The sequence below is a fragment of the Pseudomonas sp. RSB 5.4 genome, from assembly GCF_037126175.1.
Lineage (GTDB): Bacteria > Pseudomonadota > Gammaproteobacteria > Pseudomonadales > Pseudomonadaceae > Aquipseudomonas > Aquipseudomonas fluorescens_H.
The window spans coordinates 2,890,686-2,915,233 of record NZ_CP146986.1; the positions used below are offsets into that span (position 1 = coordinate 2,890,686).

Sequence of the window (24,548 nt, forward strand, 5' to 3'; positions counted from 1 at the left end):
ATCATCACTGATCGGCGTTTTTGTGAAATTGGAGCGGGAAACGAGACTCGAACTCGCGACCCCGACCTTGGCAAGGTCGTGCTCTACCAACTGAGCTATTCCCGCAATGGCGTCCCCTAGGGGACTCGAACCCCTGTTACCGCCGTGAAAGGGCGGTGTCCTAGGCCACTAGACGAAGGGGACAGGCTACAACTTTCACTAATAAAAACGCCGCTCACTGAGCGGCACTTTTAGAATTTGGAGCGGGAAACGAGACTCGAACTCGCGACCCCGACCTTGGCAAGGTCGTGCTCTACCAACTGAGCTATTCCCGCAAATGGCGTCCCCTAGGGGACTCGAACCCCTGTTACCGCCGTGAAAGGGCGGTGTCCTAGGCCACTAGACGAAGGGGACACGCTACCCGGAACACATGGTGTGTGTTTCGGTGTCCAGATCCGCATCCGAAGACTTGGTTCTGGTTTCACTCAGCCCCGCCCGAAAGCAGTGCCGTTTAAAATTGGAGCGGGAAACGAGACTCGAACTCGCGACCCCGACCTTGGCAAGGTCGTGCTCTACCAACTGAGCTATTCCCGCATTGGCGTCCCCTAGGGGACTCGAACCCCTGTTACCGCCGTGAAAGGGCGGTGTCCTAGGCCACTAGACGAAGGGGACACGCTACAACATTCACTCCCTGCGGCGTTTCGCTGTGTGCTTTACGCTGCAAGTGGCGCGCATTCTATGGATGGTTTGAGAGGTAGTCAACCCCCGAATATAAATTTATTTAAATCAATGACTTCGACCTGCTTTACGGGAGCATTCGGGGTTTTCCGTCGCCCGACGATTGACGCCTATATTCCGCCACTCGCCAAGGCGTTATAGTCCACCGCTCAGTGATGGCAATCTGCACTTCCAGCGCCAGCATTCATATAAGCAGTGCGCAGCCGATACAGATTGAAGCTGCCGATCCAACTCGTCGAGCGGCGCTAGGCGCCTAAATGCCCAGCCACTAAACTCGCACGCGAACCCTATAAAGAGGTCTTACCGGTGACACCACTCATGATCACCCTGCTAGTCGTAGCCGGGATCGCAATTCTGATCGCCATTGGCTACATGAACCATGTGGTGGAAAACAACAAACTGGAGAAGGCCCGCACCAAGATCGAACTCAACGATCGCCTGCGCCGCTGCGGCGAACTGACCGAAACTTTCCCCGGCCAGTTCATGACCCCGGCGCTCAAGCTGTTGCTGACCCGTCTGGAACTGAACGTCTGCCAGCGCCTGCTGAACCTGGAAAAAACCAGCGCCACGACCAAAGCACGAATCACCGAACTGAGCGCACTGGTGGCCCAGGGCGAGTCGATCCCGGTCAACAACCCACCGGCACCGATCCTGACCGAAGCCAAAGCCAAGGACGTCCGCTTCCTGCTCGAAGCCCTGCACGGCCAGATCACCCGCGCCGCCCACGACGGCTTCCTGCCACCAAACGAAGCCAAACACTGGATCAAAGAAGTCCGCCACATCCTGGTCCTGCTGCACATCGAATTCTTCAACAACCTCGGCCAACAATCCCTGCAACAAAACCAGCCCGGCCAGGCCCGCCTCGCCTTCGAACGCGGCGTGCAATACCTGCGCAAACAGCAAGACCCGCAGATGTACTCGGAACAACTGCAATACCTGGAAAAACTGCTGGCCCGCGCCAACGCCCAGGTCATGGACAAGATTGCTCCAGTCGAAGGCGAAGTGAACCAGTTGACCGAAGGCCTCAAGGAAGTCGAAGCCGATGCGGACTGGAAAAAGAAAGTGATCTACGACTGATTGTCGAAAGTTGAGGAAAAGCCACCGAGAGGTGGCTTTTTTGTGAGTGATGGGCTGACTGCCATTGCGAACATTCAGTTAGAGATTGGTTGGCAGTCAGGCCACCTTCGCGAGCAAGCCCGCTCCCACAGTGGGCATGAGTTTATTCAGTTGGAGATTGGTCGGCTGTAGGGCCGCTATCGCCAGCAGGCTGGCTCCCACAGTGGGATTGAGGGAATTCAGTTGGAGAGTGGTTGGCTGTCAGGCCGTCTTCGCGAGCAAGCCCGCTCCCACAGTGGGATTGGGGGGAGTCAGTTGGAGATTGGTCGGCTGTCAGGCCGCCATCGCTGGCAAGCCAGCTCCCACAAGATCAAGATCAAGATCAAGATCAAAAGATCGCAGCCTTCGGCAGCTCCTACACAGGATGAGCGCAAGCTCGGCTGCAGCTCTTGATCTTGCCGTGCCGGCCCCATCGGCAGGCTGAGTGGAGGGGTTTATCCGGGGGTGGGAGCGCAGCGACGTTTGGCGCAGCCAAACACATCGAGAGGAGGTGCAGCGAAGCAAACCGGAGGCGATGCCCTCGGATGAATCCCGCAACGAAGGAACCCGAGCCTAAGCGAGGGCCGTACGCCGGGGCCAAGCCTTTTGCTTACTTTTCGGCGTCTGGAAAAGTGAGCCGCTGTAAGAGCGGAACCATAAGAAGCCGTTACCGCAGCAACGGATATTCACACCCCCCAACCAAGAACCTGGTCGGCCCAGAGGCCGCCAAGTCAAAGCCGAAAATGCCCAACCATCCCCTTGAGCTCCCCCCCCAACCGCGCCAGCTCAACACTCGAAACCGCATTCCCCCGCATCGCAATCGAAGACTGATCCGCACTCGCGCGAATACTCGTCACACTGCGATTGATCTCCTCAGCCACCGAACTCTGCTCCTCCGCCGCCGCCGCAATCTGCTGATTCATCTGCTGAATCAACGAAACCGCCGCCGCAATACTGCCCAGCGCACTCTCGGTCTGCAGCGCATCACTGACCGCCAGCTTCACCAATTCACCACTGCTCTGAATCTGCTGCACCGACGAATGCGCTGCCGAACGCAAAGCACTGACCAGCCGCTCGATCTCCTCGGTCGATTGCTGGGTACGCCGCGCCAACGCACGAACCTCATCAGCGACCACTGCAAACCCCCTGCCCTGCTCCCCGGCCCGCGCCGCCTCGATCGCAGCGTTGAGCGCCAGCAGATTGGTCTGCTCGGCCACGCTCTTGATCACATCCAGCACCGTGCCGATGTTCTGAATTTGCGCACTGAGGCTTTCGATGCTCGAACTGGCCGACGTCGCCGAATCCGCCAACTGCTCAATCCGCGCCATGCTCTGGCGCACCACTTGCTGCCCGCTCTCGACCTTGCCATCCGCCGTTTGCGCGGCCAGCGCCGCCTCCTCGGCATTACGCGCCACGTCATGCACGGTGGCGGTCATCTGATTCATGGCCGTGGCCACCTGCTCGGTCTCTTCCTTCTGGCTGTTGACCTCAAGGTTGGTCTGCTCGGTCACTGCGGACAGCGATTGCGCTGAACTGGCCAACTGTTCAATTCCCGCCTGCAAACCGCTGACGATCGTGCTCAGCCCGGCGCCCATCTGCTGCATCGCCACCATCAGCTGGCCAATTTCATCACGACGGGTGACCTCTACCCTCGCACTCAAATCCCCGGCCGCAATCTGCTGTGCGACCCGCATCACACTGCGCAACGGCGCGACGATCAACCGGGTAATGACCCACGCGGCAATCAACCCGACCAGCAACGCCAGCGCCGAAGAACCGATGATCAACACCGAGTTCTTCTTCAGTTCCGCCTGCATCGCGCCATCCTCTGCGCCATACGCCTGATCCACGCGCTCCATCACCTGAGCCGCGCGCTGGTGCAGTTGTTCGTAGACGGTTTTTTCCTGGGCCAGCAGGCCGGTGTACTCGGCGAGTTTGTCGTTGAAACCGGCGATGTGCCCGGACACTTCATTAAGGACTGTCAGGTAGCCCTCATCCTTGACCGTGGTCTTCAACTGCTCGGCCTGAGCCTGGGCCTGAGCGGCCTGCTCGATATTGCCCTTGCCGGCACTGTCGGCATCGCCCTTGCGGCTCTGGTCCAGACGAATCCGCGCCTCGTTCATCGCCTGCAGCATCAACCGCGACACCTGGCTGACCTGACTGGCCTGTTCGATGAACTGCGCGCCGTCCTTGCCTTCGGTGTCCTTCAAGGTATACGCGCCATCATCGGCCAGCCCGGCTTGCAGCACATCGAGATTGTTGGCCACGCTGGACACCGACCAACTGGCCATTTCCAGCGCCAGATCCTTGGCCTGGGTCAGCGAGACGAACTCATCGAAAGCCTTGCGATAGGCACCCAATGCCTGCTCGACATCGCCCATCACCGCCACGTTGGCCGGGGATTGCGCCTTGAGTTGCGCCGCCTGGGCCAGCAAACCGTCGACACCTTCATGCAAGGCATCGACGGTTTTCGGGTTGCTGTGCAGCGCATAGTCCTGCTCCAGCAGTCGCACCTTGAGCAACGCGCTGTTGAGTGACGACATCTGCTTCAGCCCATCGAAACGATGACTGATGGTCTGCAGAGACCAAACACCGATGGCAGCCACCAGCGCAGTCAACAGCAGCACCAGCACGAACCCGATACCCAGTTTCTTCGCCATACCGAGGTTGGCAAAACGTCCTTGCACGGCGGAAATCATTGCGCTTAGTCCCCTGCCAAAGTCTGTTGCCGAAGATTCGCAACGGCCATGGAGCAGCACAAGTCTCTGGCGTCGGAATAATGGCAAAAAGCTACGCACGCGTCGTTTTCAGAACGCTTGAGGTCGATTCACACGAGTGCTGCGAAAAAACTGTCGGGCGCGCGGATCACAGGCATAGGCGACGTTGATTCGCTGCCACTCACCGACTTCGCCACTCGGACTGAAAGCCCCCGGCGCACACAGGCGCACGCCACTGCACTGCGCCTGACTGTGCAAGCGGGCAAGATCGCTCAGCGGTGCGCGAGCCCAGATGAACAGCCCGCCGCACGGCTTGCCGAAAACCTCCCAGTCGGCATCTTCCAACGCCTGTAATGCGGCAATCCGATCAGTATTCAGGCGCTGACGCTGACGCTGGACCATTTTGCGATACGCCCCATTGGCCAGGAGACTGGCCAGCACCGCCTCGTTGAAGCTCGAGGAGCCCATGCTGCTGATCATCTTGACCCGCGCCAGACGCGCAATCAGCGAGGGTTCGGCGTACACGAACCCGACGCGCAGCGAGCTGCTGAGCGTCTTGGAAAAACTGCCGACATAGATCACTCGCTCATCGAGTGCCGCCAGGCGTGTGCCGTTACCATTGTGCAGGTCGGCGTAGACATCGTCTTCGATCACGCGCACATCGTGGGCGTTGCACAACTGCAGGATCTGTTGCGCCACGCCCAGTGTCAGACACGAGCCGGTGGGATTGTGGTGGTGGCTGTTGATGAACATCGCCACCGGCCGGAATTGCCTCAACAGCGTCTCCAGTGCCTGGGGATCAGGCCCGCTCGGGGTGCGACGCACTTCCAGCAATTGCACGCCATGCAGGCGCAACAGCTCGAACAACGGCGCGTACCCGGGGCTTTCGACTACGACGCAATCCCCGGACTTGAATAGCGTGCGTACCAGCAGATCGAGCGCGTGGCTGGCACCGGAAGTCGTCAGGACCTGTTCTTCCCGGGCCTGGACGCCGATCAGCCTGAGGCGCTTGACGATCTGCTCGCGCAGCGCCGGCAGCCCCAGCGGGCTGCTGTAATTGAACAGGCTCGCCATGTCGGTACGGGCCACCTCACGGATCGCGTAACTCAGGTCATCGGACTCCCGCCAGCTTTGCGGCAAGCCACCTTCGCCGAGCTTCAAACAGTTTTCTGCCGGCCCGCAGTCAATTCCGAGCAACCCGCTGCCGTGCGCGGCCACCATGAATCCGGCGCCCTGGCGCGAGGCCAGAATGCCTTGCGCCACCAAGCGCTCGCAGGCCTCCGCCACACACGACTGACTGAGCAGATTGGCACGCGCAATCTGCCTGACGGAGGGCAGCCGCGTGCTCGGCGCCACACCACTTCGCGAGATCCACTCGGTCATGCCATCAACAATCTGCTGTACGACCGGCACCATTGCCTGTCGGTCAATTCTCAATTCCATGAGCACGCAAACTCCTGTCCGTTTTGCTGGCGGCAGTAAATCACAGCCACGTCCTGCAGGCTGTGCGACAACGCCGTCAAAAGCGACCGTTCTAACCGCTTGATACAAATTGTTTAATGGTTTCACGGAACTGACAGGCAACAACGAGAAAACCCGCACGAAGGCGGGTTTTCCTGGGACTTGCGACAAGACGTCAGAAAGCCGTGACGCCGCCATCCACGGCCAGGGAATGACCGGTGGTGAACGCCGCGCCATCACTGCACAGATACAGCACGGCGCTGGCGATTTCCTCGACTTTGCCGATGCGTCCCACCGGGTGCATCGCATTGGCGAACTCGCCTTTCTTCGGATCGGCCTCGTAGGCGCGGCGGAACATATCGGTGTCGATCACTGCCGGGCATACGGCGTTGACGCGAATTTTCTTCTTCGCATATTCGATCGCCGCCGATTTGGTCAGGCCGATCACTGCGTGTTTCGACGCCGCATAAATGCTCATCTTCGGCGCCGCACCGAGCCCCGCCACCGACGCGGTGTTGACGATCGCCCCGCCGCCTTGAGCGAGCAACAACGGCAACTGGTACTTCATGCACAACCACACACCTTTGACGTTGACGCCCATGATCGCGTCGAACTCGTCCATCGAGCCGTCGGCCAGTTTGCCTTGCTCGATTTCGATCCCGGCATTGTTGAAGGCGTAGTCCAGGCGACCGTAAGTATTGATCACCTCGTCCATCAGATTCTTCACTTCGCTTTCGACGGTAACGTTGCAGCGCACGAAGGTCGCTTCGCCACCGGCTGTACGAATCAGCGCCACCGTCCCCTCGCCCCCTGCCGTGTCCAGATCGGCCACCACCACTTTCAAGCCTTCGGCGGCGAATGCCTGGGCGGTCGCCCGGCCGATACCGTTGGCCGCTCCGGTGACTACGACCACCTGGCCGGAAAACGTCATGCTCATTGTTATGTCCTCGAAGGGAGAGATGCAGGAGGTATTTGCAGAGTCGCAGCATAGCCACCGGGGCGCGCCCCACGTCAGCACTATCAGAAGGCTGTTTATGCCTTCATCCGTCGCAGTGATAAAACCTGTCGGGGGACTATCACTGCACTGGATCATTGCGCATTCGCCGCATCAGCCAACCTTGCAGCATTGGCGTCGAGGGTCTATCAACAAGGCTTCATCCAGTTCGAGTGCCTGCCATGACCAGCCAGACCAATCGCCAGTTCCTCCTCGCCAAACGCCCGGTGGGCGCGGCGACCCGTGAGACGTTTACTTATCAGGAAGTCCCGGTCGGCGAGCCGGGCGCAGGCCAGATACTGGTGAAAAACCAATACCTGTCCCTCGACCCGGCCATGCGCGGCTGGATGAACGAGGGCAAGTCCTACATCCCGCCGGTGGCGATTGGCGAGGTCATGCGCGCCTTGGGCGTAGGCCAGGTCATCGCTTCGAACAACCCGGGCTTTGCCGTCGGGGACTACGTCAACGGCGCCCTCGGCGTGCAGGATTATTTCCTTGGCGAACCCAGAGGTTTCTACAAAGTCGATCCGAAACTGGCGCCGCTGCCGGTGTATCTGTCGGCCCTTGGCATGACCGGCATGACCGCCTACTTCGCTTTGCTCGACGTGGGCGCACCGAAAGCCGGTGACACCGTGGTGTTGTCCGGGGCTGCCGGCGCGGTGGGCAGCATTGCCGGGCAGATCGCGAAGATCAAAGGTTGCCGGGTCGTCGGTATCGCCGGTGGTGCCGACAAGTGCAAATACCTGATCGATGAACTGGGCTTCGACGGCGCCATCGACTACAAACACGAGGACGTACTGGCCGGACTCAAGCGCGAGTGCCCAAAAGGGGTGGACGTGTACTTCGATAACGTCGGTGGCGACATCCTCGACGCAGTGCTCAGCCGCCTGGCCCCGAAAGCCCGGGTGGTGATCTGCGGCGCCATCAGCCAATACAACAACAAGGAAGCGGTCAAAGGCCCGGCCAACTACCTGTCATTGCTGGTCAACCGCGCACGTATGGAAGGCTTTGTGGTGATGGACTACGCCGCACAGTACGCCAGCGCCGCACAGGAAATGGCCGGCTGGATGGCCAAGGGGCAGCTCAAGAGCAAGGAAGACATCGTCGAAGGTCTGCAGACCTTTCCGGAGACGCTGATGAAGTTGTTCAGTGGGGAGAATTTCGGCAAGTTGGTGCTGAAGGTCTGAAACTTAACTCGACAACACCCTAAAACCACTGTGGGAGCGGGCTTGCTCGCGAAGAGGCCGTGTCAGTCGATATCAATTTCGACTGAACCACCGCATTCGCGAGCAAGCCCGCTCCCACATTGTTGGATCTTGCGTGTTTGATCAGGCGATTTCGGCCACGACCGAAGCCAGTGCCTTGGCCGGATCCGCCGCCTGGCTGATCGGACGGCCGATCACCAGATAATCGGAACCGGCATCCAGCGCCTGACGTGGCGTCAGGATACGGCGCTGGTCATCTTGCGCACTGCCCGCCGGACGAATCCCCGGGGTCACCAATTGCAGCGACGGGTGCGCCGACTTCAATGCGGTGGCTTCCAGCGCCGAGCACACCAGACCGTCCATCCCGGCCTTCTCGGCCAGCGCCGCCAGACGCAGCACTTGCTCCTGCGGTTCGATATCCAGACCGATACCGGCCAGGTCTTCACGTTCCATGCTGGTCAGCACGGTCACGCCGATCAGCAACGGTTGCGGGCCGCTGCGCTTGTCCAGCTCTTCACGGCAGGCGGCCATCATGCGCAGGCCACCGGAGCAATGCACGTTGACCATCCACACGCCCATCTCGGCAGCAGCTTTCACGGCCATCGCAGTGGTGTTGGGGATGTCATGGAATTTCAGGTCGAGGAACACCTCGAAGCCTTTGTCACGCAAGGTGCCGACGATTTCCGCGGCGCAACTGGTGAACAATTCCTTGCCCACTTTGACCCGGCACAGTTTCGGGTCCAACTGGTCGGCCAGCTTCAGTGCGGCGTCACGGGTAGGGAAATCCAGGGCGACGATGATAGGAGTCTGGCAGGCGGACATGGATGGGCTCTCAGGCAAGTCGAAATCGGCGCGCATTGTAGCGGAAGCGGCGGCGGCGCGGCACCCGATGATCGGTAAATCGTCGCCGCTGGCGTGATCAGCTTAGCCTGCGGCGTTATTGTGTCGAATGCGATACACAACCGACACGCGGCCAACAAGCGTGCGCGCTAGCCTCGCCAGCCGCAACACGTCCTTACATCAGCACTTCCCGCTTTACGGCCGGACGCCTATGCTGAAACCACCACCTCGCGCCCATCTTGTGGTTGGCGGGCCTACAGGCAGATGAACAGCCCCATGCACAACACCCAAACGACCGTGATTGATGAGCAGAAAGACGACAAGCGCTGGAGCATCCGCGCGCTGATCGTCGACGACGATGTGCCGATTCGCGAGCTGATGATCGACTACCTGGCCCGCTTCAACATCCACGCCAGCGGCGTCACCGACGGCGCGGCCATGCGCCAGGCGATGCAGGCCGAGCATTTCGACGTGGTGGTCCTCGACCTGATGTTGCCCGGCGAAGACGGCCTGTCGCTGTGCCGCTGGCTGCGCGCCGAATCGGACATCCCGATCCTGATGCTCACCGCCCGCTGCGAACCCACCGACCGCATCATCGGCCTCGAACTGGGCGCCGATGACTACATGGCCAAACCGTTCGAACCACGGGAACTGGTGGCGCGGATTCAGACCATCCTGCGCCGGGTACGTGACGATCGCACCGAACAGCGGGCCAACATCCGCTTCGACAACTGGCGCCTGAACAGCGTCCTGCGCCAGTTGATCGCCGACGATGGCCTGGTGGTGCCGTTGTCCAACGCCGAATTCCGCCTGCTCTGGGTCTTCATCGAACGCCCGCGCCGCGTACTCAGCCGCGAACAACTGCTGGACGCCGCCCGTGGCCGTTCGATCGAAGCGTTCGACCGCAGCATCGATTTGCTGGTGTCGCGCCTGCGGCAAAAACTCGGCGACGACCCGAAAGCCCCACAGTTGATCAAAACCGTGCGCGGTGAAGGTTACCTGTTCGACGCACGAGACATCGGCTGATGCGAGGGCGCTTCGACACGCTGTTCGGCCGCCTGTTTGGCATGCTGTTCGTGGCGATCGTCCTGGCGCACCTGCTGGCCTTTGCCTGGTTTCACCACTACGGCCCACCCCCACCGCCGCCCCCGCCGGAGTTTGCCGAGGGCGTCGACGGCCAACGGCCACCGCCGGATCCACGCTTCGCCCATCGCCCGCCGCGTCCGTGGTTCGGCGGGCCGCTGGTGCCGCTGACCTTCCAGTTCATCTCGTTGATGATCGCCGCGTGGTACGGCGCCAAACTGCTCAGCCGGCCGATCCAGCGCCTGAGCGACGCCGCCGAACGCCTCAGCGAAAACCTCGACAGCCCGCCGCTGGACGAGTCCGGCCCGCGTGAAGCCCGACAAGCCGCGAACACCTTCAACCTGATGCAACAACGCATTCGCGAACAGGTGCAGCAGCGAGCACGCATGCTCGGCGCCGTCTCCCACGACCTGCGCACGCCGCTGTCGCGGTTGAAGCTGCGCCTGGAACAGATCGACGACGAAAAACTGCAAGGCCAGATGCGCCAAGACCTCAACGACATGATCGGCATGCTCGACGCCACCCTCACCTACCTGCACGAACAGCGCACCAGCGAAGCGTTGCAGTTGATGGACGTGCAGGCGCTGGTCGAATCGCTGTGCGAAAACGCTCAGGATCAGGGCGCCGACGTTGACGTCAGCGGCCATTGCGCACCGTTGCAGGTGCAGCCGATGGCGCTGCGCTCGTGCATCAACAACCTGATGGACAACGCCCTGCGCTATGCGGGGCAGGCGCGCATCGAACTGCAGGATCAACGCGAGCAACTGCTGATCCGCGTGATCGACCACGGCCCGGGCATTGCCGAGGACAAGCGCGAGGCGGTGTTCGAACCGTTCTATCGCCTGGAAGGCTCGCGCAACCGCAACTCCGGCGGCGTCGGCCTGGGCATGACCATCGCCCGCGAGGCAGCGCAGCGTTTGGGTGGCCAGTTGAATCTGGAAGAGACCCCGGGTGGCGGCCTGACCGCAATCATCCGCCTGCCGCGCACTTAAGAAACACACCTATCCCCCTGTGGGAGCGGGCTTGCTCGCGAAAGCCGTGTGTCAGTCGACTTCTGTGTTGAATGATCGGCCGCCTTCGCGAGCAAGCCCGCTCCCACAGGTTTCAGTGGTGTTCACTCCATCGTGTATACCCATCGGTACAAATCCCAAATACCCAGGACAACTTGCCCCTTGAGTCTGCACAAGCCGGTATGCGGACCGGTTTGACAGTCCAAGGAGTGAGCCCATGATCGGTAGCGTCAGCAACTACACGAGCTATACCAGCACCAGCAGCAGCGCCCAGAACGCCCGCAGCCAGCAATTGCAAAAGGAACTGTTCGCCAAACTCGACAGCAACGGCGACGGCGCGGTGGATCAGGACGAACTGAAAAGTGCCCTGTCGCAGAAATCCGACGATGGCCTGCTGGTCAACCTGAGCAAGCAATTCGGCGATCTGGACAGCGACGACAGCGGCAGCGCCGAAGAAATGACCGCGATGGCGCCCCCGCCGCCTCCGCAGGATCAAGCCCCCAACACCGACCTCGCCGACGCGCTGATCAGCGCCCTCGATACCGATGGCGACGGCGCCATCAGCAGCGACGAACTGAGCACCGGCCTGACCAGCGCAGGCAGCAGCGCCGACAGCAACCAAATATTCTCGGCCCTGGACAAGAACAAGGACGGCACCGTCAGCCAGGACGAACTCTCCGCCAGCCTGACCCCACCACCTCCGCCCCCGCAACAAGTCTCCAGCGACGAACTGTTCAGCCAACTGGATGCCGATGGTGATGGCAACATCAGCGCTACCGAACTGAGCAGTGCCCTGCAGACCAGCGACAACACCTCGACAACCAGCACCGACACCAGCGCCGTGCTGCTCAAGGTGTTGGATAGCGACAGCAGCGGTGGCGTGAGCAGCGACGAACTGAAAGCCGCGCTACAAGCAGGTCGGGAACGCCCGCCCGAAGAGCAGACCGCCAGCACCCAGACCACCAGCGAAGCGCTGAACCGGATGATTGCCAACTTGAGCAAACAATACTCGCTCGACAATGCCGCGCCGGTGGGCAAATACCTGAATGTGGCGACCTGAGATGATGTCGTGATGGGTGATCGTTTCCATGCAGCGGTGTGGGAACGGTCATTTGGGTGTGGCCGTGAGAGGCTGGTTACCTGATATGCCTCTTCGCGAGCAGGCTCACTCCTACAATTGGATCGAGTCCAGGCAGTTAGAGGTTGGTTGGCTGTAAGGCCGCCATCGCTGGCAAGCCAACTCCCACAAGGATTGAGGCCATTCAGTTGCAGATTGGTCGGCTGTCAGGCCGCCATCGCCAGCAGGCTGGCTCCTACAAAAAAGCAAAAGCCGACCACATGCTTTTCACCACTCAACAGGATGAGCGCAAGCTCGGCTGCAGCTCTTGATCTTGATCCACAGGCCCCGTCGGCAGGCTGAGTGGACGGATTCATCCGGGGGTGGGAGCGCAGCGACCGTTCGACGAAGTCGAACACATCGAGAGGAGGTGCAGCGAAGCAAACCGGAGGCGATGCCCCCGGATGAATCACGTAGCGAAGGAACCCGAGCCACAGCGAGGGCCGAACGTCGGGGCAAGCGTTTTGGGTTACTTTTTAGGCGTTTGTAAAAAGTGACTCGCCGTAAGGGCCATCCCTTTCAAGGTCTTAGGTAAAATCCCCTGAAATTTCAGTCAGGGATCCCCCGAAGATGTGGACCGATGTTCTAGCTCGATTCGAAAAAAAAGCACCTGCCAGCGTCATGGCCAAGTTGGCGCTGGAGCAGGCTATTGCTCCTGAGTGGGTCGATCAGGTCTTCGAAGAACATCGGCAACGGCAGTATTCTCGTGAACTACTGTTCTCGACCATCATCAAGCTGATGTCCCTTGTTTCATTGGGTTTGAAGCCATCCCTGCACGCCGCCGCTCGGCAACTGGAAGATCTTCCTGTCAGCTTGGCAGCCCTCTACGACAAGATCAGTCGTACCGAACCTGCTCTGTTGCGCGCGCTGGTCACAGGCTGTGCACAACGCCTGACCCCAACCATCAAAGAGCTGGGTTGCACCACGATGCTGCCGGGCTGGCAGGTTCGGGTGGTGGACGGCAACCACTTGGCATCCACTGAGAAACGTCTGGGCGCTCTACGCCACGAGCGGGGTGCCGCTCGTCCTGGCTTTTCGGTGGTTGTCTACGACCCCGATCTCGATCAGGTCATCGACCTTCAGGCATGTGAGGATGCCTACGCAAGCGAGCGTATTTGTGTGCTGCCTCTATTGGCTGATGCCGAGCCGGGCCAGGTGTGGCTGGCTGATCGACTCTACTGCACGCTCCCGGTTATGGAAGCTTGTGAGCAGGTCCAGACATCCTTTGTCATTCGTCAGCAAGCCAAGCACCCACGCCTGATTCAAGAGGGTGAGTGGCAAGAGCCCGTAGCTGTGGAAACAGGCACTGTGCGCGAGCAGATCATCCACGTCAGAGGCGGTTACCAATGGCGGCGCGTGGAACTGACGCTTCATTCGCCAACAGACTCGGGTGACAGCAGCTTGATGTTCTGGAGCAATCTACCTGAGAGCATCAGTGCACAGCAGATCGCAGAACTCTATCGCCGCCGCTGGAGTATTGAGGGCATGTTCCAGCGACTGGAAGCGATCCTGGAAAGTGAAATCGAAACCCTTGGCAGCCCAAAGGCTGCCTTGCTCGGGTTCGCTACTGCGGTATTGGCATACAACGTCCTGGCCGTACTCAAACGAAGTGTCGAACAAGCCCATCGCGACACCCAGCCTGAAGGCTGGGAAGCCTCGACCTACCACTTGGCGGTCCAGGTCAGGAGTGGTTATGAGGGAATGCAGATTGCGCTGCCCTCGGAGTACCTTCCCGTTATCCCTGCGGAAAAACTGGCTCAGCGCTTGTTGGAACTAGCCAGAAACATCCAGCCAAAACAAGTTGCGAAAAGCCCCCGAGGCCCCAAGGTGCCCAAGCCCAAAACGTGGGTCCAAGGCACAGCGGTGCATGCTCATGTTTCAACGGACAGGGTAATCAAGGCCGCCAAAACGAAAAGACCTTGAAAGGGATGGCCGTAAGGGCGAAACCGCCAGCCGCCACACCCAAACCAACGGATATGCCCACAACCCCAAAAAAGCCAAGGCGCCTAAACCCGAGCCTGACTCTTACTCCAATCCGTCAACAAACTATAAGCCACCGCCAACAACGTAGGCCCAATAAACAACCCGATAAACCCAAAAGCAATCAACCCGCCAAACACCCCAAGCAACACAATCACCAACGGCAGATTCCCACCGCGGCTGATCAGATAAGGCTTCAACACGTTATCCACGCCACTGATGATGAACGTCCCCCAGATCCCGAGAAACACCGCCATCCCATACTCACCCTTCCACGCCAGCCAGGCTGTGGCCGGAATCCACACCAAGGGTGGCCCCATCGGAATCAGACTCAACAGAAAGGTCACGATCCCCAGCACCAGAGCCCCCGGAACCCCGGCAATCAGAAACCCGATCAACGCCAGAATCGCCTGCGCCGCCGCCGTACCGATCACCCCGTTGACCACCCGCTGCACCGTACCGGCCACCAACTCGATGTAATACCCCGCCCGCTCACCGATCAGCCGCTGCAGCAGGCTGTGAACGAACGCCGCCAATCGCGGCCCGTCGCGATAGAAAAAGAACACGAAGACAATGCTCAGGGTCAGCTCAAGGATGCCGCCACCGATCTGTGCACTGCGCGCCAGCAACCAGTTACCCACCTGCCCCAGGTAGGGCTTGATCGATACCATCAGCGCCGCGCCCTGCTCATCAATGCTGTTCCAGAGGCCCACCAGACGTTCGCCCACCAACGGGATAGTCCCGAGCCAGACCGGCGCCTCAGGCAGACCGTCGACCTGCACGTCCTTGATGAAGACCGTGGCGTCGCGTACGTGATCGGCCAGGTTGAACCCCAGCCACACCAGCGGCGCCGCCACCAGCAACATCCAGCCCAGAGTCAGAATGGCTGCGGCCAGCGATTCGCGGCCATTGAGCCAACGGGTCAACAGGCGCATCAGCGGCCAACTGGCAAAGGCCAGCACCGCACCCCAGAACAGCGCCGACCAGAACGGCGCCATCACCCACAGGCTGGCACCGAACAGCACCAGCAGGAGGATTTGCACCAACAGCCGATCGTTATTGAGCATGTAAAGTCTCGAAGAATTCAGTTCGTCAAAGAGTAGGCGAACACGCCACGCGCGCACGCCCGGTGCAGCTTATCGCAACAGATCGATGCGCAGGCCAGAGCCGTCGGCGCTCCCCGCCTCCATCCGCGCCGCGCGCACACCCTGGCCGATCAGCGCCTGCCGCCAGACCTCGGCCTTGGGTCCGGCAATCGTCACGCGCTGGGTGGTGTCGAGGTTCAAGCCACGGGAAATCAGCCGTAGCCAGGTGTCATCCGGATCGCCAACCAGTTTGGGAAAGTCCAGTTCGCCGGTGCTTTTGAGCTGTCGCAGCAACGTGGCCGACGTCGGCAGCAACTCGCCCAACGGTGCGCCCGCTTCAAACTGTTCGACATGCAGGTAGGCTTTGCGATTGCCGCGGGTGATGCTGTAGAGCGCCACCAGGGTGTTGTCCTTCGGCGCGGCCAGACGCAACAGCAGATAGGCCTGTTGCTCATCGGCGCCGTACAGCTTGGAATTGCCGAACACTTCATTGGCCCACAGGCTGCTTTCGCCGCAGTCGCGGGCCTGACACCAGAACAACAACTCGGCGTCCTGCTTTTGCAGGGCTTCGCGAGCGGCGGTGAAGGCTTCGGTGGCGGAATGCTCCGGGGGTAACTCATAGGTGACCGAGGTGGTCTGGCCACGCGCCGTGACCTGGCCGTCAAAACGCAACTGGCCGCTGATCTTGCGGATCGAGCCCAGCGGATAGATCCGTTCAAGCTCCACGGGAGGGCGATAGTCGACGATCTGCGCATCGGCCAGACGCGGCACGATCTGCAGATCCTGGCTGCCGGGCACGTCGGCGGCGAACGAAACGGAACTGAAGCAGCACAGCGCCAACAGACTGAGTGACCGCATAGTCAGGCTCATCGGATCGGCATGGCTTGGCGGGTCGGGTTCGCAGCGGTATAGAAATCCATCGTGGTTGTCTCCCATTTCAACCCGCCCAGCCTCGACAGTTGCCCGGTGCAAGTCAAGGAATGGCGAAGAAGCGATTGAAACAGTCTGCGACAAGGTCGGCACCGGACTCATCGTTCAGGTGCAAATGGTGCCCGCCCGCCAGCTGTTCCTGGCTAAAGGGTAGACGCTCCAGCAACTCCGGATGTTTGGCCAGCATGCCGTCGGCGGCGACCACCAGTTGCGCCGGGCAGGTGATGCGCTGGACGAAGGCCATTGCCTGCTCCTGAGTCAGGCGCAGCGGTGATGGCAGGGTCAGGCGATTGTCGGTGCGCCAGGTATAACCGCCGGGCACCGGCATCAGGCCGCGCTGTGCCAACAGTTCGGCGGCTTCGCGGCTGACCGCCACCAGCCCCTTCATCCGCGCTTCGATGGCACGATCGAGGGTGTTGTAGACCGGCTTGCGCTTCTCGCGCAGATCCAGCTGCGCTTGCAGGGCCATGCCCATGCGTTCGGCGGCATTTTCGCCTTTGTCCGTAGGAGGAATCACCCCGTCGATCAACGCCAGGTGAGTGATGCGCTCCGGCAACGAACCGGCCAGCACCAGCGAAACGATCGCGCCCATCGAATGCCCAAGCAGGCCGAAGCGTTTCCAGCCCAGTTGCTCGGCGACCTGCAACACGTCGTGCGCGTAATCCCACAGCGCATAACCGGCGCCATTCGGTCGATGCCCGGAATGCCCGTGCCCGGCCATGTCCAGCGCGATGATGCGCAGGCCTTTGAGCTTGGGGGCCAGGCGCGCGAAGCTGTTGGCGTTGTCGAGCCAGCCATGCAGGGCAATCACCGGCAGACCGTCCTCGGGACCGAACAAGTGCGCCGCCAGTTCGATATGCGGCAGGCTCAGGCGCACTTCTTCGAAGGTCGGGTTCATGCGCAATCCTTCTGTTGGCGGCGCTCCCAGCGCGTAAACAGCTCTTTGAGCAGGCGCGCCGTGTCTTGCGGACGCTCGAGCGGGAACATGTGCCCGCCGGGCATGCTCAGCGCTTCACCCTGCGGCAGGCGCCCGACGAATCGGGTGTGATGACGCATGACCACGCGGCTCTTGTGGCCACGCACCACGGCCAGCGGCACCTGCAATTGGCGCGTGCGGCCCGGACTGGTGTGCGGCACGCCGCGATAGATACTGATTTCGGTGGCGGGGTCGAAGCGCAGACGCAGCTTGTCGCCGACCGCATGCAGCCCGTGTTGCAGGTAGGCATCGAAACATTCCGGGTCGAAACCGCGAAACAGCGTCTTGCCGGCAAAATAGCTGCGCGCACTGTCGAGGTCGGCGAATTCTTCGCGCCGGCCCAACGTACGTCCGGCCGGGGTCAGTCTGTCGATGAAGCCGAAACGCTTGGCAGCGCGGATCACCCACTGATCGGTGCGGGTCAGTACCGGCGAGTCGAGCATGACCACACCGCGATACAACTCAGGGCAGCGCAACGCCGCGTGCAGGTGCAACACGCCACCAAACGAATGGCCGACGCCCCACACCGGTTGATCTTGCTGCTGTAAATGGTGGATCAGTTCGTCGACCAGGTTGTACCAGTTGTCGTCCGCCGGGAAACGCGGGTCATGGGCATGCTGTTCCAGATGCGCGACCCGATACTCGGGCGCCAGCGCCGCGAACAACTTGCCATAGGTGCCCGAGGGAAACCCGTTGGCGTGGGCGAAAAAGATCGGTTGCGACATGCCGGTAAATCCATGAGCGGAAAACATGCCGCTGATTGTCCGCAAGACCGCGCCCCGCAGCAATGACCGTAACTGCCAGGAATGATGACAGTCCGGTCATGGCGATGGCGCATCTGACCTCAGCGTGCCGGCGGTTGCTCACCCAATGGCACCACCGCCATGGTCAAACGCGACACACAACTGGCCTTGCCTTCATCGCTGGTCAGGCGGATGTCCCAGACATGTGTGGTGCGGCCGATGTGAATCGGTTTGGCCACTGCGCTCACCCGCCCGCTGCGCAAACCGCGCAAATGGTTGGCGTTGATCTCCAGCCCCACGCAGTAGAACTTGCTGGCATCGATGCACAGGTAGCTGGCCATCGAACCGACGGTTTCCGCCAGCACCACCGAGGCACCGCCATGCAGCAGACCGTAGGGTTGGTGGGTGCGGTGGTCGATGACCATGCTCGCCGTCAGCGATTCTTCGTCGAAGGACTCGAAACGGATATCCAGCACTTCGCCGATGGTGTTTTTCTGGATTGCGTTCAACTGCTCGATGTTCGGAGTGGTGCGCCACAAGGTCATCGCAGGCTTCCTTTGTTGTTTTGATCGTCGGTCAATCCTGCCACAGCACCGCCTCGCTGCGCGCGCTCCATTCTTCGAACCGTGCACCATAGGTGTCTTCGATGACATTGCGCTTGATCTTCAACGTCGGTGTAAGAAAGCCGTTCTCCACCGCCCAGCTGTCTTTGACCACCACCAGCCGCCGCAGACGCTCGTGCTTGTCGAGCCCGGCGTTGACCTCTTCCAGCAGCTTTTCCAGACTCGAATGCAGACTGCCCCGCGCTTCCTCCTGATTGACCACCGACAGTACACACAAGCCCAGCGGCGCACTCAGACCATCGCCAACCACGCAGACCTGTTCGATCCGCGAATGCACCGCCAGCCGGTTTTCAATCGGCGCCGGGGCCACATATTTGCCTTTGCTGGTCTTGAAGATTTCCTTGAGCCGGCCGGTCAGGCGCAAGCGCCCCTCGGCATCCTGCTCGCCCTTGTCGCCGGTACGCAGGAAGCCGTCCTCGGTCAGGGTCTCGGCAGTTTTCTGCGGCTCCTTGAAATAGCCGAGCATGTTTGCCTGACTGCGCACCTGCACTTCACCGGACTCGTCGATCCGCACCTCGACCTCCGGGCACGGCTTGCCGATCCAACCCTGTTTGTACTGGCCCGGAAGGCAGATGTGCGAGTAGCCACAACTCTCGGTCATGCCGTAGACCTCCAGCACATCGAGGCCGAGTTTCTGATACCAGTCGAGCAGGGTCTGCGGCACCGGTGCCGCGCCGGACAGGGCAACGCGCAAGGCATCAAGGCCCAGGCCGGCCAGCACCTTGTGCCCGACCCTCTTGCCAATGAATGGCAGGCCGAGCAGGAAATCCAGGCGCTTGGCGGGGATCTTGCCGTACACGCCCATCTGGAATTTGGTCCAGATGCGCGGCACGCCGAACATCGCGGTAGGTCGTGCACGCTTGAGGTCGGTGATAAAGGTGTCGAGACTTTCGGCAAAGAACACCGTTTGCCCGGTGTAGATCGAGGCCAGCTCAACGAACATTCGTTCGGCGACATGGCACAGCGGCAGGTACGACAGCAGCCGGTCTTGCTCGTTAAGCCCGAACAGTTGGGTGCCGCGAGTCGTGGCGAACCCCAGATTGGCAAAACTGTGCATCACACCTTTGGGCAACCCGGTGGTGCCGGAGGTGTAGATGATGGTTGCCAGTTGCTCCGCCGCAGGACACGGATCATCCTGGATCGGCGAGCTTTTTTGCAGGTCATCCCAACTGAAAGCGAACTCGCCGGGCGGATGCAGCGGCAGACTGATGGTTGGCAAATCAGCCGGTACACCGGCCGACATGCCCGGCCAGTCATCAAGTTTGCCGATGAACGCCAGCACACTTTCCGAATGCGTCAGGACCTGATTCACCGAGTCTGCCGTGAGGTTGGGATACAGCGGCACCGAGACGTGCCCGGCCATCCAGATCGCCAGATCGGCGATGATCCAGTGCGCGCAGTTTTTCGAGATCAGCGCAATGTGGCTGCCTTGCGGCAATTCCCGCGCGCGCAGCCAGTGCGCGGCGCAACGGGCCTGATGACCGACGTCGGCCCAGGTCAGGGTCTCGACCTGCCCGCCACCGATGGGCTGCACCAGAAAACGCTGGCGCGGGTGCCGGGCCTCACGCTCGTAAAACACGTCCAGCGGCAAACGGAATGCGGCAGACATGCGACTCGCTCCTGTTTTTTTGGTCTGGAGCAAGCGTAGTCAACCAAGCAAGTGCTTGGTTGGAAAATTCCAACAAATAATTTCAGCAGAAAATGAGGGCCCTGTGGGAGCGGGCTTGCTCGCGAATGCGGTCTATCAGTGACATTTACAGTGACTGACACAGCGCATTCGCGAGCAAGCCCGCTCCCACAAGGAATCAGCGTCAGGGGTGCTTGAGGCTGTTGAGGGTCATCGAGCCGATCAGCAGTTCAGGGCTTTCCAGCTCAGCCAGACCAGCAGTGCCGACCTTCTCCGGCGGATACCCGGCGCCATGCTGCAGATAGCTCAGCAGATTGCCCACCAACGGGTTGTGACTGACCAGCAGCACATCACTCACCGACACCAGTTGATCGGCCACCTTGTCCGGATCGTTCTCCGGCGTCAGCCAGCCGACCGTGCGAATCTCCGGCTCGAAACCCAGGGCTTCGCGGACAATCTGTGCGGTCTGTTGCGCACGCAGGTAAGGACTGGCGTAGATCGCCGTGAGCGGCTGACCAATCAGCCGGGCCGCACTCTTCAAGGCTTCTTGACGACCGTGCTCGGTCAGTTCCCGTTCGGAGTCAGGGCACGAGCCATAAGGCACCGCTTCACCGTGACGCAACACCCAGAGTTTCATAGCTTGGGTTCCTCATCACGGGCCGGGTGCGGCGCTGGCGGCACGGCGTGCGGTGCTTCGCCTTCAGGAGTACGCGGGGTTGGCCAGTCGGCGAACGGCCAGGGTTTCTGGTCGCTGTGAAAGCTGCCGAAACGGCCGATCTGCGCCAAAAACTGACTCAGGCTGTCGCCGAAATTCATCAGGCCGGCGCTCGGCGCGCCATAAATCAAACGATAGATCAGCTGCACCAGCACCACGGCCCCGAGGATGAACTGCGCCACTTGCCAGACCAGCACATAGACGATCATCCACAGCACCCGCAGGAGGATGGATTCGTACTTGGCTTCGGTTTTCGGATCGTTCATGGCTCGCTTCCTGTTGAATCAGTTGAAACCGCTGGTGGAAATAAAGTCGACGTCGGTTTTCGGCTCGGCCCGCATCAGTAGACCGATCACCTGCTCCAGCGTGCGTCCCTCAAACAGGATCGCATGCAGACCGGCGACCAGCGGCATATACACGCCCACCTCTTGGGACTTGGCCTTGAGCACCTTCAGGGTGTTCACGCCTTCGGCCACTTCGCCCAGGCGCGACACCGCCTCATCGAGGCTCAAGCCCTGACCGAGGGCAAACCCGACCTGGTAGTTGCGGCTCTTCGGCGACGAGCAGGTCACGATCAAATCCCCTACCCCGGCCAGACCGAGGAAGGTCATCGGGTTGGCGCCCTGGTTCACCGCGAACCGGGTCATCTCGGCCAGTGCGCGGGTGATCAGCATGCTCTTGGTGTTCTCGCCCATCTCCAGCGCCACCGCCATGCCGGCGATGATTGCGTAGACGTTTTTCAGTGCGCCGCCCAGCTCGACGCCGAATCGGTCAGCACTGGCGTAAACGCGGAAGGTGCGACCGTGCAGCGCCGCCTGCACCTGTTTGCACAAATCTTCGTCCTCGCTGGCGACCACGGTGGCGGTCAGCGCATGCTCGGCGATCTCCCGCGCCAGGTTCGGCCCGGACAGCACGCCAATGCGCGCCTGCGGGGCGATTTCTTCGAGGATCTGGCTCATCAGTTTGAAGGTGTGGGCTTCGATGCCCTTGGTCAGGCTGACCAGCATCTTGCCGCTCAGGCGCTCGGCGTGGGCGGCCAGCACCGTGCGCAATGCGCTCGAGGGCAGTGCGACGAAGCACAGCTCGCAGGCGTCGAGGGTTTCCTGCAGATCAGTGACGGCCGTCACCCCCGGAAGAATCTTGATGCCCTTGAGGTAACGCGGATTCTCGCGGTTGACCCGGATGGCCTCGGCCTGCTCGGGGTCACGCATCCACTGCCGGACTTGATGGCCGTTTTCGGCCAAGAGATTAGCCACGGCGGTACCAAAACTTCCGCCTCCCAGGACCGCAATCGGGCGCTGTTCAGTCATATGCAATCCGTTAATCCATACCAGTGGCGATGCCGGCATTATACGGGGCGACCGAAGCGCGGCCAGCCCCTGCGTCAATTACCGGCACTTGTAGGAAGAAGACCAATAAAACCGAGGAAAATGCCCGCATCGTGACTGGAAAAGTCACTGTCCTCGGTTAACATGCGCGCCAATTCTTTGTGATCAAGGCTGTGTTGTGTCTTTTGCCTCTGCCCCCTCGCGTTCGTCGCTGCTGCTGGCGCTGCTGTTCAGCCCGGTGTTGCAGGCGGACGACCTGTTTGTCGACAGCGAAACGCTGCCGCAGGTGCTGACGGCCACGCGCCTGAAACAGACGCCGGCGGAAGTGCCGGGGAGCATGACCGTCATCGACAGTGAGCTGATCAGTGCCAGTGGCGCGCGGGACATCAGCGAGTTGCTGCGGCTGGTGCCGGGGATGATGGTCGGCAACATCAGCGGCAATCAGGCGGCGGTCAACTATCACGGGACCAACGCCAGCGAAGCGCGACGCATGCAGGTGCTGATCGATGGCCGCTCGGTGTACCGCGCAGGCCTGGCCACGGTGGACTGGAGCGACATTCCGGTGGCCATGGAAGACATCGAACGCATCGAGGTTTTCCGTGGGCCGAACACCGTCAGCTACGGCGCCAATGCGCTGATGGCGGTGGTCAACATCATCACCCGCAACCCGGCGGACAGCCACGGCACGCGCCTGAAGGTCACCCGAGGCCAGCGCGGCATCAACGACTTCTATGCCAGCCAGGGCACGGGGTGGAATGGCGGCGACCTGCGTTTGTCGCTGTCCGGCCAGGAAGACGATGGCTTCGACAGCGACCGTACCGGCGCCGATTACCGTGACAGCCGCCGCTTGAACCGCTTCAGCCTCGCCGTCAGCCAGACCCTGAGCGACAACCAGAGCCTTGACTGGCAGGTCAACGCGAAGGACGGCAGCAATCAGCGGCCCTACACCTACCGCCCGGTGTTCTCGGGGATTACCGCTGCCGGGAACAATTCCGACGTGGTCGCCAAGGATTACGCCGGCTCGGTGCGCTGGAATCTCGACATCAATCCCGAACACAGCCTTTATATACAAGGTTCGGCCCAGCACTGGGATCGCCAGCAGGTGTGGCGCGCCTGTGATGCCGAAGTGTCGTTCAGCCCGCAGCTGACGCAGCTGTGGCAACTCAACCCGAACTACACCGAACGCCTGGCGCGCAACATCACCCGTTTCACTGGCCCCGGCCCGGAAACCGGAACGCCACAGGAAATGGCCCTGGCCAATCAGGTGCTCGACCAATGGCGCAACGGTGCCAGCCAGACCCTGTGTGGCGACATCGATCAAAGCGCCCGCGAGTCGCGCTACGATCTGGAATTGCAGGACACCCTCAGCCTGTCCGACAGCCTGCGACTGGTCAGCGGCATGAACTATCGTTACGACCGGGCCGATTCCGAAACCTACTTCAACGGCACACTGGACGACACCACCTGGCGCGCGTTCGGCCAACTGGAATGGCGCGCTAGTGAACACTGGCTGTTGCAGGGCGGCGCCATGTTCGAAAACACCCAACTGATCGGCAGTTCGCTGACGCCCAGATTTGCGGTCAACTATCTGATCAACCCGCGCCATGGTCTGCGCGCGGTGTACTCGGAGGCGATCCGTTCGCCAGACATGTTCGAGAACAACGTCAACTGGAGCTATCAGGTGAGCAACCTGCGGCCCTCGGCCTACGGTCAGTCCTCGGCGCGCTACTTCGTCAAGACCCGTGGCCCGGGCGATCTCGATCAGGAACACATGCGCTCGCGCGAACTGGGCTACAACGGCTATTTCGCCGAGCTGGGGCTGGCCGTGGACGTGAAGCTGTTCTACGACGAAATCACCGGGATGATCAGCGAGCCACTGCGCAACAACCAATACATCGCCAGCAACGCCAACAGCTCACGCTTTCGCGGCACCGAAACCCAGCTCGACTGGCGCCTGAGCATGATCGACCGCCTGCGCTTCACCTACGCCTTCGTCGACGCCGAAGCGAGCAATCCGCTGGATCAGCAATTCACCTCGCGCAACAGCGGTTCTGCCGGCTGGCTGCGCGATTGGGGCCACGGCTGGAACAGCGCCCTCTTCTATTACGGCGACAACGCGCTCAATGGCTACCGCTTCGAACGGGTCGACACGCGCATCGCCAAACGCCTCCCGCTGGGCAAGGCGCAACTGCAACTGGCCGGCGTGCTGCAACAACGGCTCGACAACGAACCGACCACTTTCGTCGACAACAATTACGACGAACGCCGGGTGCTGTACTTCAGCGCCGAGCTGGAGTTCTAG

20 protein-coding genes, 6 tRNA genes and 1 pseudogene are annotated in these 24,548 nt (G+C 61.1%); 8 read left to right on the plus strand and 19 right to left on the minus strand.

Features of this window, described 5'->3' with window-relative positions; all coding sequences use genetic code 11:
- Positions 1-29: 29 nt before the first annotated feature.
- From V9L13_RS12960 to V9L13_RS12985, 6 genes are all read right to left on the minus strand, one after another.
- Positions 30-105: transfer RNA gene (locus V9L13_RS12960), tRNA-Gly, on the minus strand.
- Between the two features lie 2 nt (positions 106-107).
- Positions 108-183, minus strand: a tRNA-Glu gene (locus V9L13_RS12965).
- A gap of 55 nt (positions 184-238) precedes the next feature.
- Positions 239-314: transfer RNA gene (locus V9L13_RS12970), tRNA-Gly, on the minus strand.
- Between the two features lie 3 nt (positions 315-317).
- Positions 318-393: transfer RNA gene (locus V9L13_RS12975), tRNA-Glu, on the minus strand.
- Between the two features lie 104 nt (positions 394-497).
- A tRNA-Gly gene (locus V9L13_RS12980) sits at positions 498-573 on the minus strand.
- Between the two features lie 2 nt (positions 574-575).
- A tRNA-Glu gene (locus V9L13_RS12985) sits at positions 576-651 on the minus strand.
- Positions 652-1,035: 384 nt separating this feature from the next.
- On the opposite strand from V9L13_RS12985, the gene V9L13_RS12990 reads away from it, so the two are divergent.
- Positions 1,036-1,794, plus strand: a complete 759-nt coding sequence (locus V9L13_RS12990) for a hypothetical protein (RefSeq protein ID WP_177434685.1) — start codon at positions 1,036-1,038, stop codon at positions 1,792-1,794.
- A 749-nt stretch (positions 1,795-2,543) separates the two neighbouring features.
- Here V9L13_RS12990 and V9L13_RS12995 read toward each other — a convergent pair.
- From V9L13_RS12995 to V9L13_RS13005, 3 genes are all read right to left on the minus strand, one after another.
- Entirely contained in the window at positions 2,544-4,511 is a 1,968-nt protein-coding gene (locus tag V9L13_RS12995) for a methyl-accepting chemotaxis protein (protein WP_338802706.1), read from the minus strand.
- A 108-nt stretch (positions 4,512-4,619) separates the two neighbouring features.
- On the minus strand, positions 4,620-5,972 hold the full coding sequence (locus tag V9L13_RS13000) for a PLP-dependent aminotransferase family protein (protein ID WP_045122589.1): 1,353 nt from the start codon (positions 5,970-5,972) through the stop codon (positions 4,620-4,622).
- A 193-nt stretch (positions 5,973-6,165) separates the two neighbouring features.
- Positions 6,166-6,927, minus strand: a complete 762-nt coding sequence (locus V9L13_RS13005; RefSeq protein ID WP_027612323.1) for an SDR family oxidoreductase — start codon at positions 6,925-6,927, stop codon at positions 6,166-6,168.
- Positions 6,928-7,166: 239 nt separating this feature from the next.
- On the opposite strand from V9L13_RS13005, the gene V9L13_RS13010 reads away from it, so the two are divergent.
- Complete coding sequence (locus V9L13_RS13010; protein WP_003227119.1) at positions 7,167-8,171, plus strand: NADP-dependent oxidoreductase; 1,005 nt, start codon at positions 7,167-7,169, stop codon at positions 8,169-8,171.
- A 141-nt stretch (positions 8,172-8,312) separates the two neighbouring features.
- Here the strand turns inward: V9L13_RS13010 and pyrF are convergent, their stop codons facing one another.
- Entirely contained in the window at positions 8,313-9,011 is a 699-nt protein-coding gene (gene pyrF / locus V9L13_RS13015) for an orotidine-5'-phosphate decarboxylase (RefSeq protein ID WP_003227121.1), read from the minus strand.
- Positions 9,012-9,305: 294 nt separating this feature from the next.
- Here pyrF and V9L13_RS13020 point away from each other — a divergent pair, with 294 nt between their 5' ends.
- From V9L13_RS13020 to V9L13_RS13040, 5 genes and pseudogenes are all read left to right on the plus strand, one after another.
- Positions 9,306-10,055, plus strand: coding sequence for a response regulator (locus V9L13_RS13020; protein WP_003227123.1), 750 nt, complete (start codon positions 9,306-9,308; stop codon positions 10,053-10,055).
- On the plus strand, positions 10,055-11,104 hold the full coding sequence (locus V9L13_RS13025) for an ATP-binding protein (protein WP_338802707.1): 1,050 nt from the start codon (positions 10,055-10,057) through the stop codon (positions 11,102-11,104). Before V9L13_RS13020 ends, V9L13_RS13025 begins: the two co-directional genes overlap by 1 nt.
- A gap of 19 nt (positions 11,105-11,123) precedes the next feature.
- Positions 11,124-11,219, plus strand: a pseudogene (locus V9L13_RS13030) (DUF4381 domain-containing protein); the annotation flags it as partial.
- A gap of 120 nt (positions 11,220-11,339) precedes the next feature.
- On the plus strand, positions 11,340-12,182 hold the full coding sequence (locus V9L13_RS13035) for an EF-hand domain-containing protein (RefSeq protein WP_338802708.1): 843 nt from the start codon (positions 11,340-11,342) through the stop codon (positions 12,180-12,182).
- A gap of 678 nt (positions 12,183-12,860) precedes the next feature.
- A complete protein-coding gene (locus V9L13_RS13040) occupies positions 12,861-14,162 on the plus strand; it encodes an IS4 family transposase (RefSeq protein WP_080593282.1) in 1,302 nt (433 codons plus the stop codon).
- An 83-nt stretch (positions 14,163-14,245) separates the two neighbouring features.
- Here V9L13_RS13040 and V9L13_RS13045 read toward each other — a convergent pair whose 3' ends face one another.
- The 9 genes from V9L13_RS13045 to V9L13_RS13085 form a co-directional block, all read right to left on the minus strand.
- Positions 14,246-15,286, minus strand: coding sequence for an AI-2E family transporter (locus V9L13_RS13045; protein ID WP_103485473.1), 1,041 nt, complete (start codon positions 15,284-15,286; stop codon positions 14,246-14,248).
- 69 nt (positions 15,287-15,355) lie between these two features.
- Complete coding sequence (locus tag V9L13_RS13050; RefSeq protein WP_338802709.1) at positions 15,356-16,162, minus strand: DUF4892 domain-containing protein; 807 nt, start codon at positions 16,160-16,162, stop codon at positions 15,356-15,358.
- Positions 16,163-16,277: 115 nt separating this feature from the next.
- Complete coding sequence (locus V9L13_RS13055; protein WP_134787091.1) at positions 16,278-17,132, minus strand: alpha/beta hydrolase; 855 nt, start codon at positions 17,130-17,132, stop codon at positions 16,278-16,280.
- On the minus strand, positions 17,129-17,935 hold the full coding sequence (locus V9L13_RS13060) for an alpha/beta hydrolase (RefSeq protein WP_226499633.1): 807 nt from the start codon (positions 17,933-17,935) through the stop codon (positions 17,129-17,131). The genes V9L13_RS13055 and V9L13_RS13060 overlap by 4 nt, the downstream gene beginning before the upstream one ends.
- 119 nt (positions 17,936-18,054) lie before the next feature.
- Positions 18,055-18,498: a hotdog fold thioesterase gene (locus V9L13_RS13065; RefSeq protein WP_123588789.1), complete on the minus strand. Its 444-nt coding sequence runs from the start codon at positions 18,496-18,498 to the stop codon at positions 18,055-18,057.
- A gap of 31 nt (positions 18,499-18,529) precedes the next feature.
- Positions 18,530-20,185, minus strand: coding sequence for an AMP-binding protein (locus tag V9L13_RS13070; protein WP_338802710.1), 1,656 nt, complete (start codon positions 20,183-20,185; stop codon positions 18,530-18,532).
- 202 nt (positions 20,186-20,387) lie between these two features.
- On the minus strand, positions 20,388-20,840 hold the full coding sequence (sixA, locus tag V9L13_RS13075; protein WP_003227137.1) for a phosphohistidine phosphatase SixA: 453 nt from the start codon (positions 20,838-20,840) through the stop codon (positions 20,388-20,390).
- On the minus strand, positions 20,837-21,184 hold the full coding sequence (locus V9L13_RS13080) for a DUF4389 domain-containing protein (protein WP_003227139.1): 348 nt from the start codon (positions 21,182-21,184) through the stop codon (positions 20,837-20,839). The genes sixA and V9L13_RS13080 overlap by 4 nt, the downstream gene beginning before the upstream one ends.
- A gap of 18 nt (positions 21,185-21,202) precedes the next feature.
- Positions 21,203-22,228: an NAD(P)H-dependent glycerol-3-phosphate dehydrogenase gene (locus V9L13_RS13085; protein ID WP_103485468.1), complete on the minus strand. Its 1,026-nt coding sequence runs from the start codon at positions 22,226-22,228 to the stop codon at positions 21,203-21,205.
- A gap of 196 nt (positions 22,229-22,424) precedes the next feature.
- Between V9L13_RS13085 and V9L13_RS13090 the strand changes: the two genes are divergently transcribed.
- A complete protein-coding gene (locus tag V9L13_RS13090; protein ID WP_338802712.1) occupies positions 22,425-24,548 on the plus strand; it encodes a TonB-dependent receptor in 2,124 nt (707 codons plus the stop codon).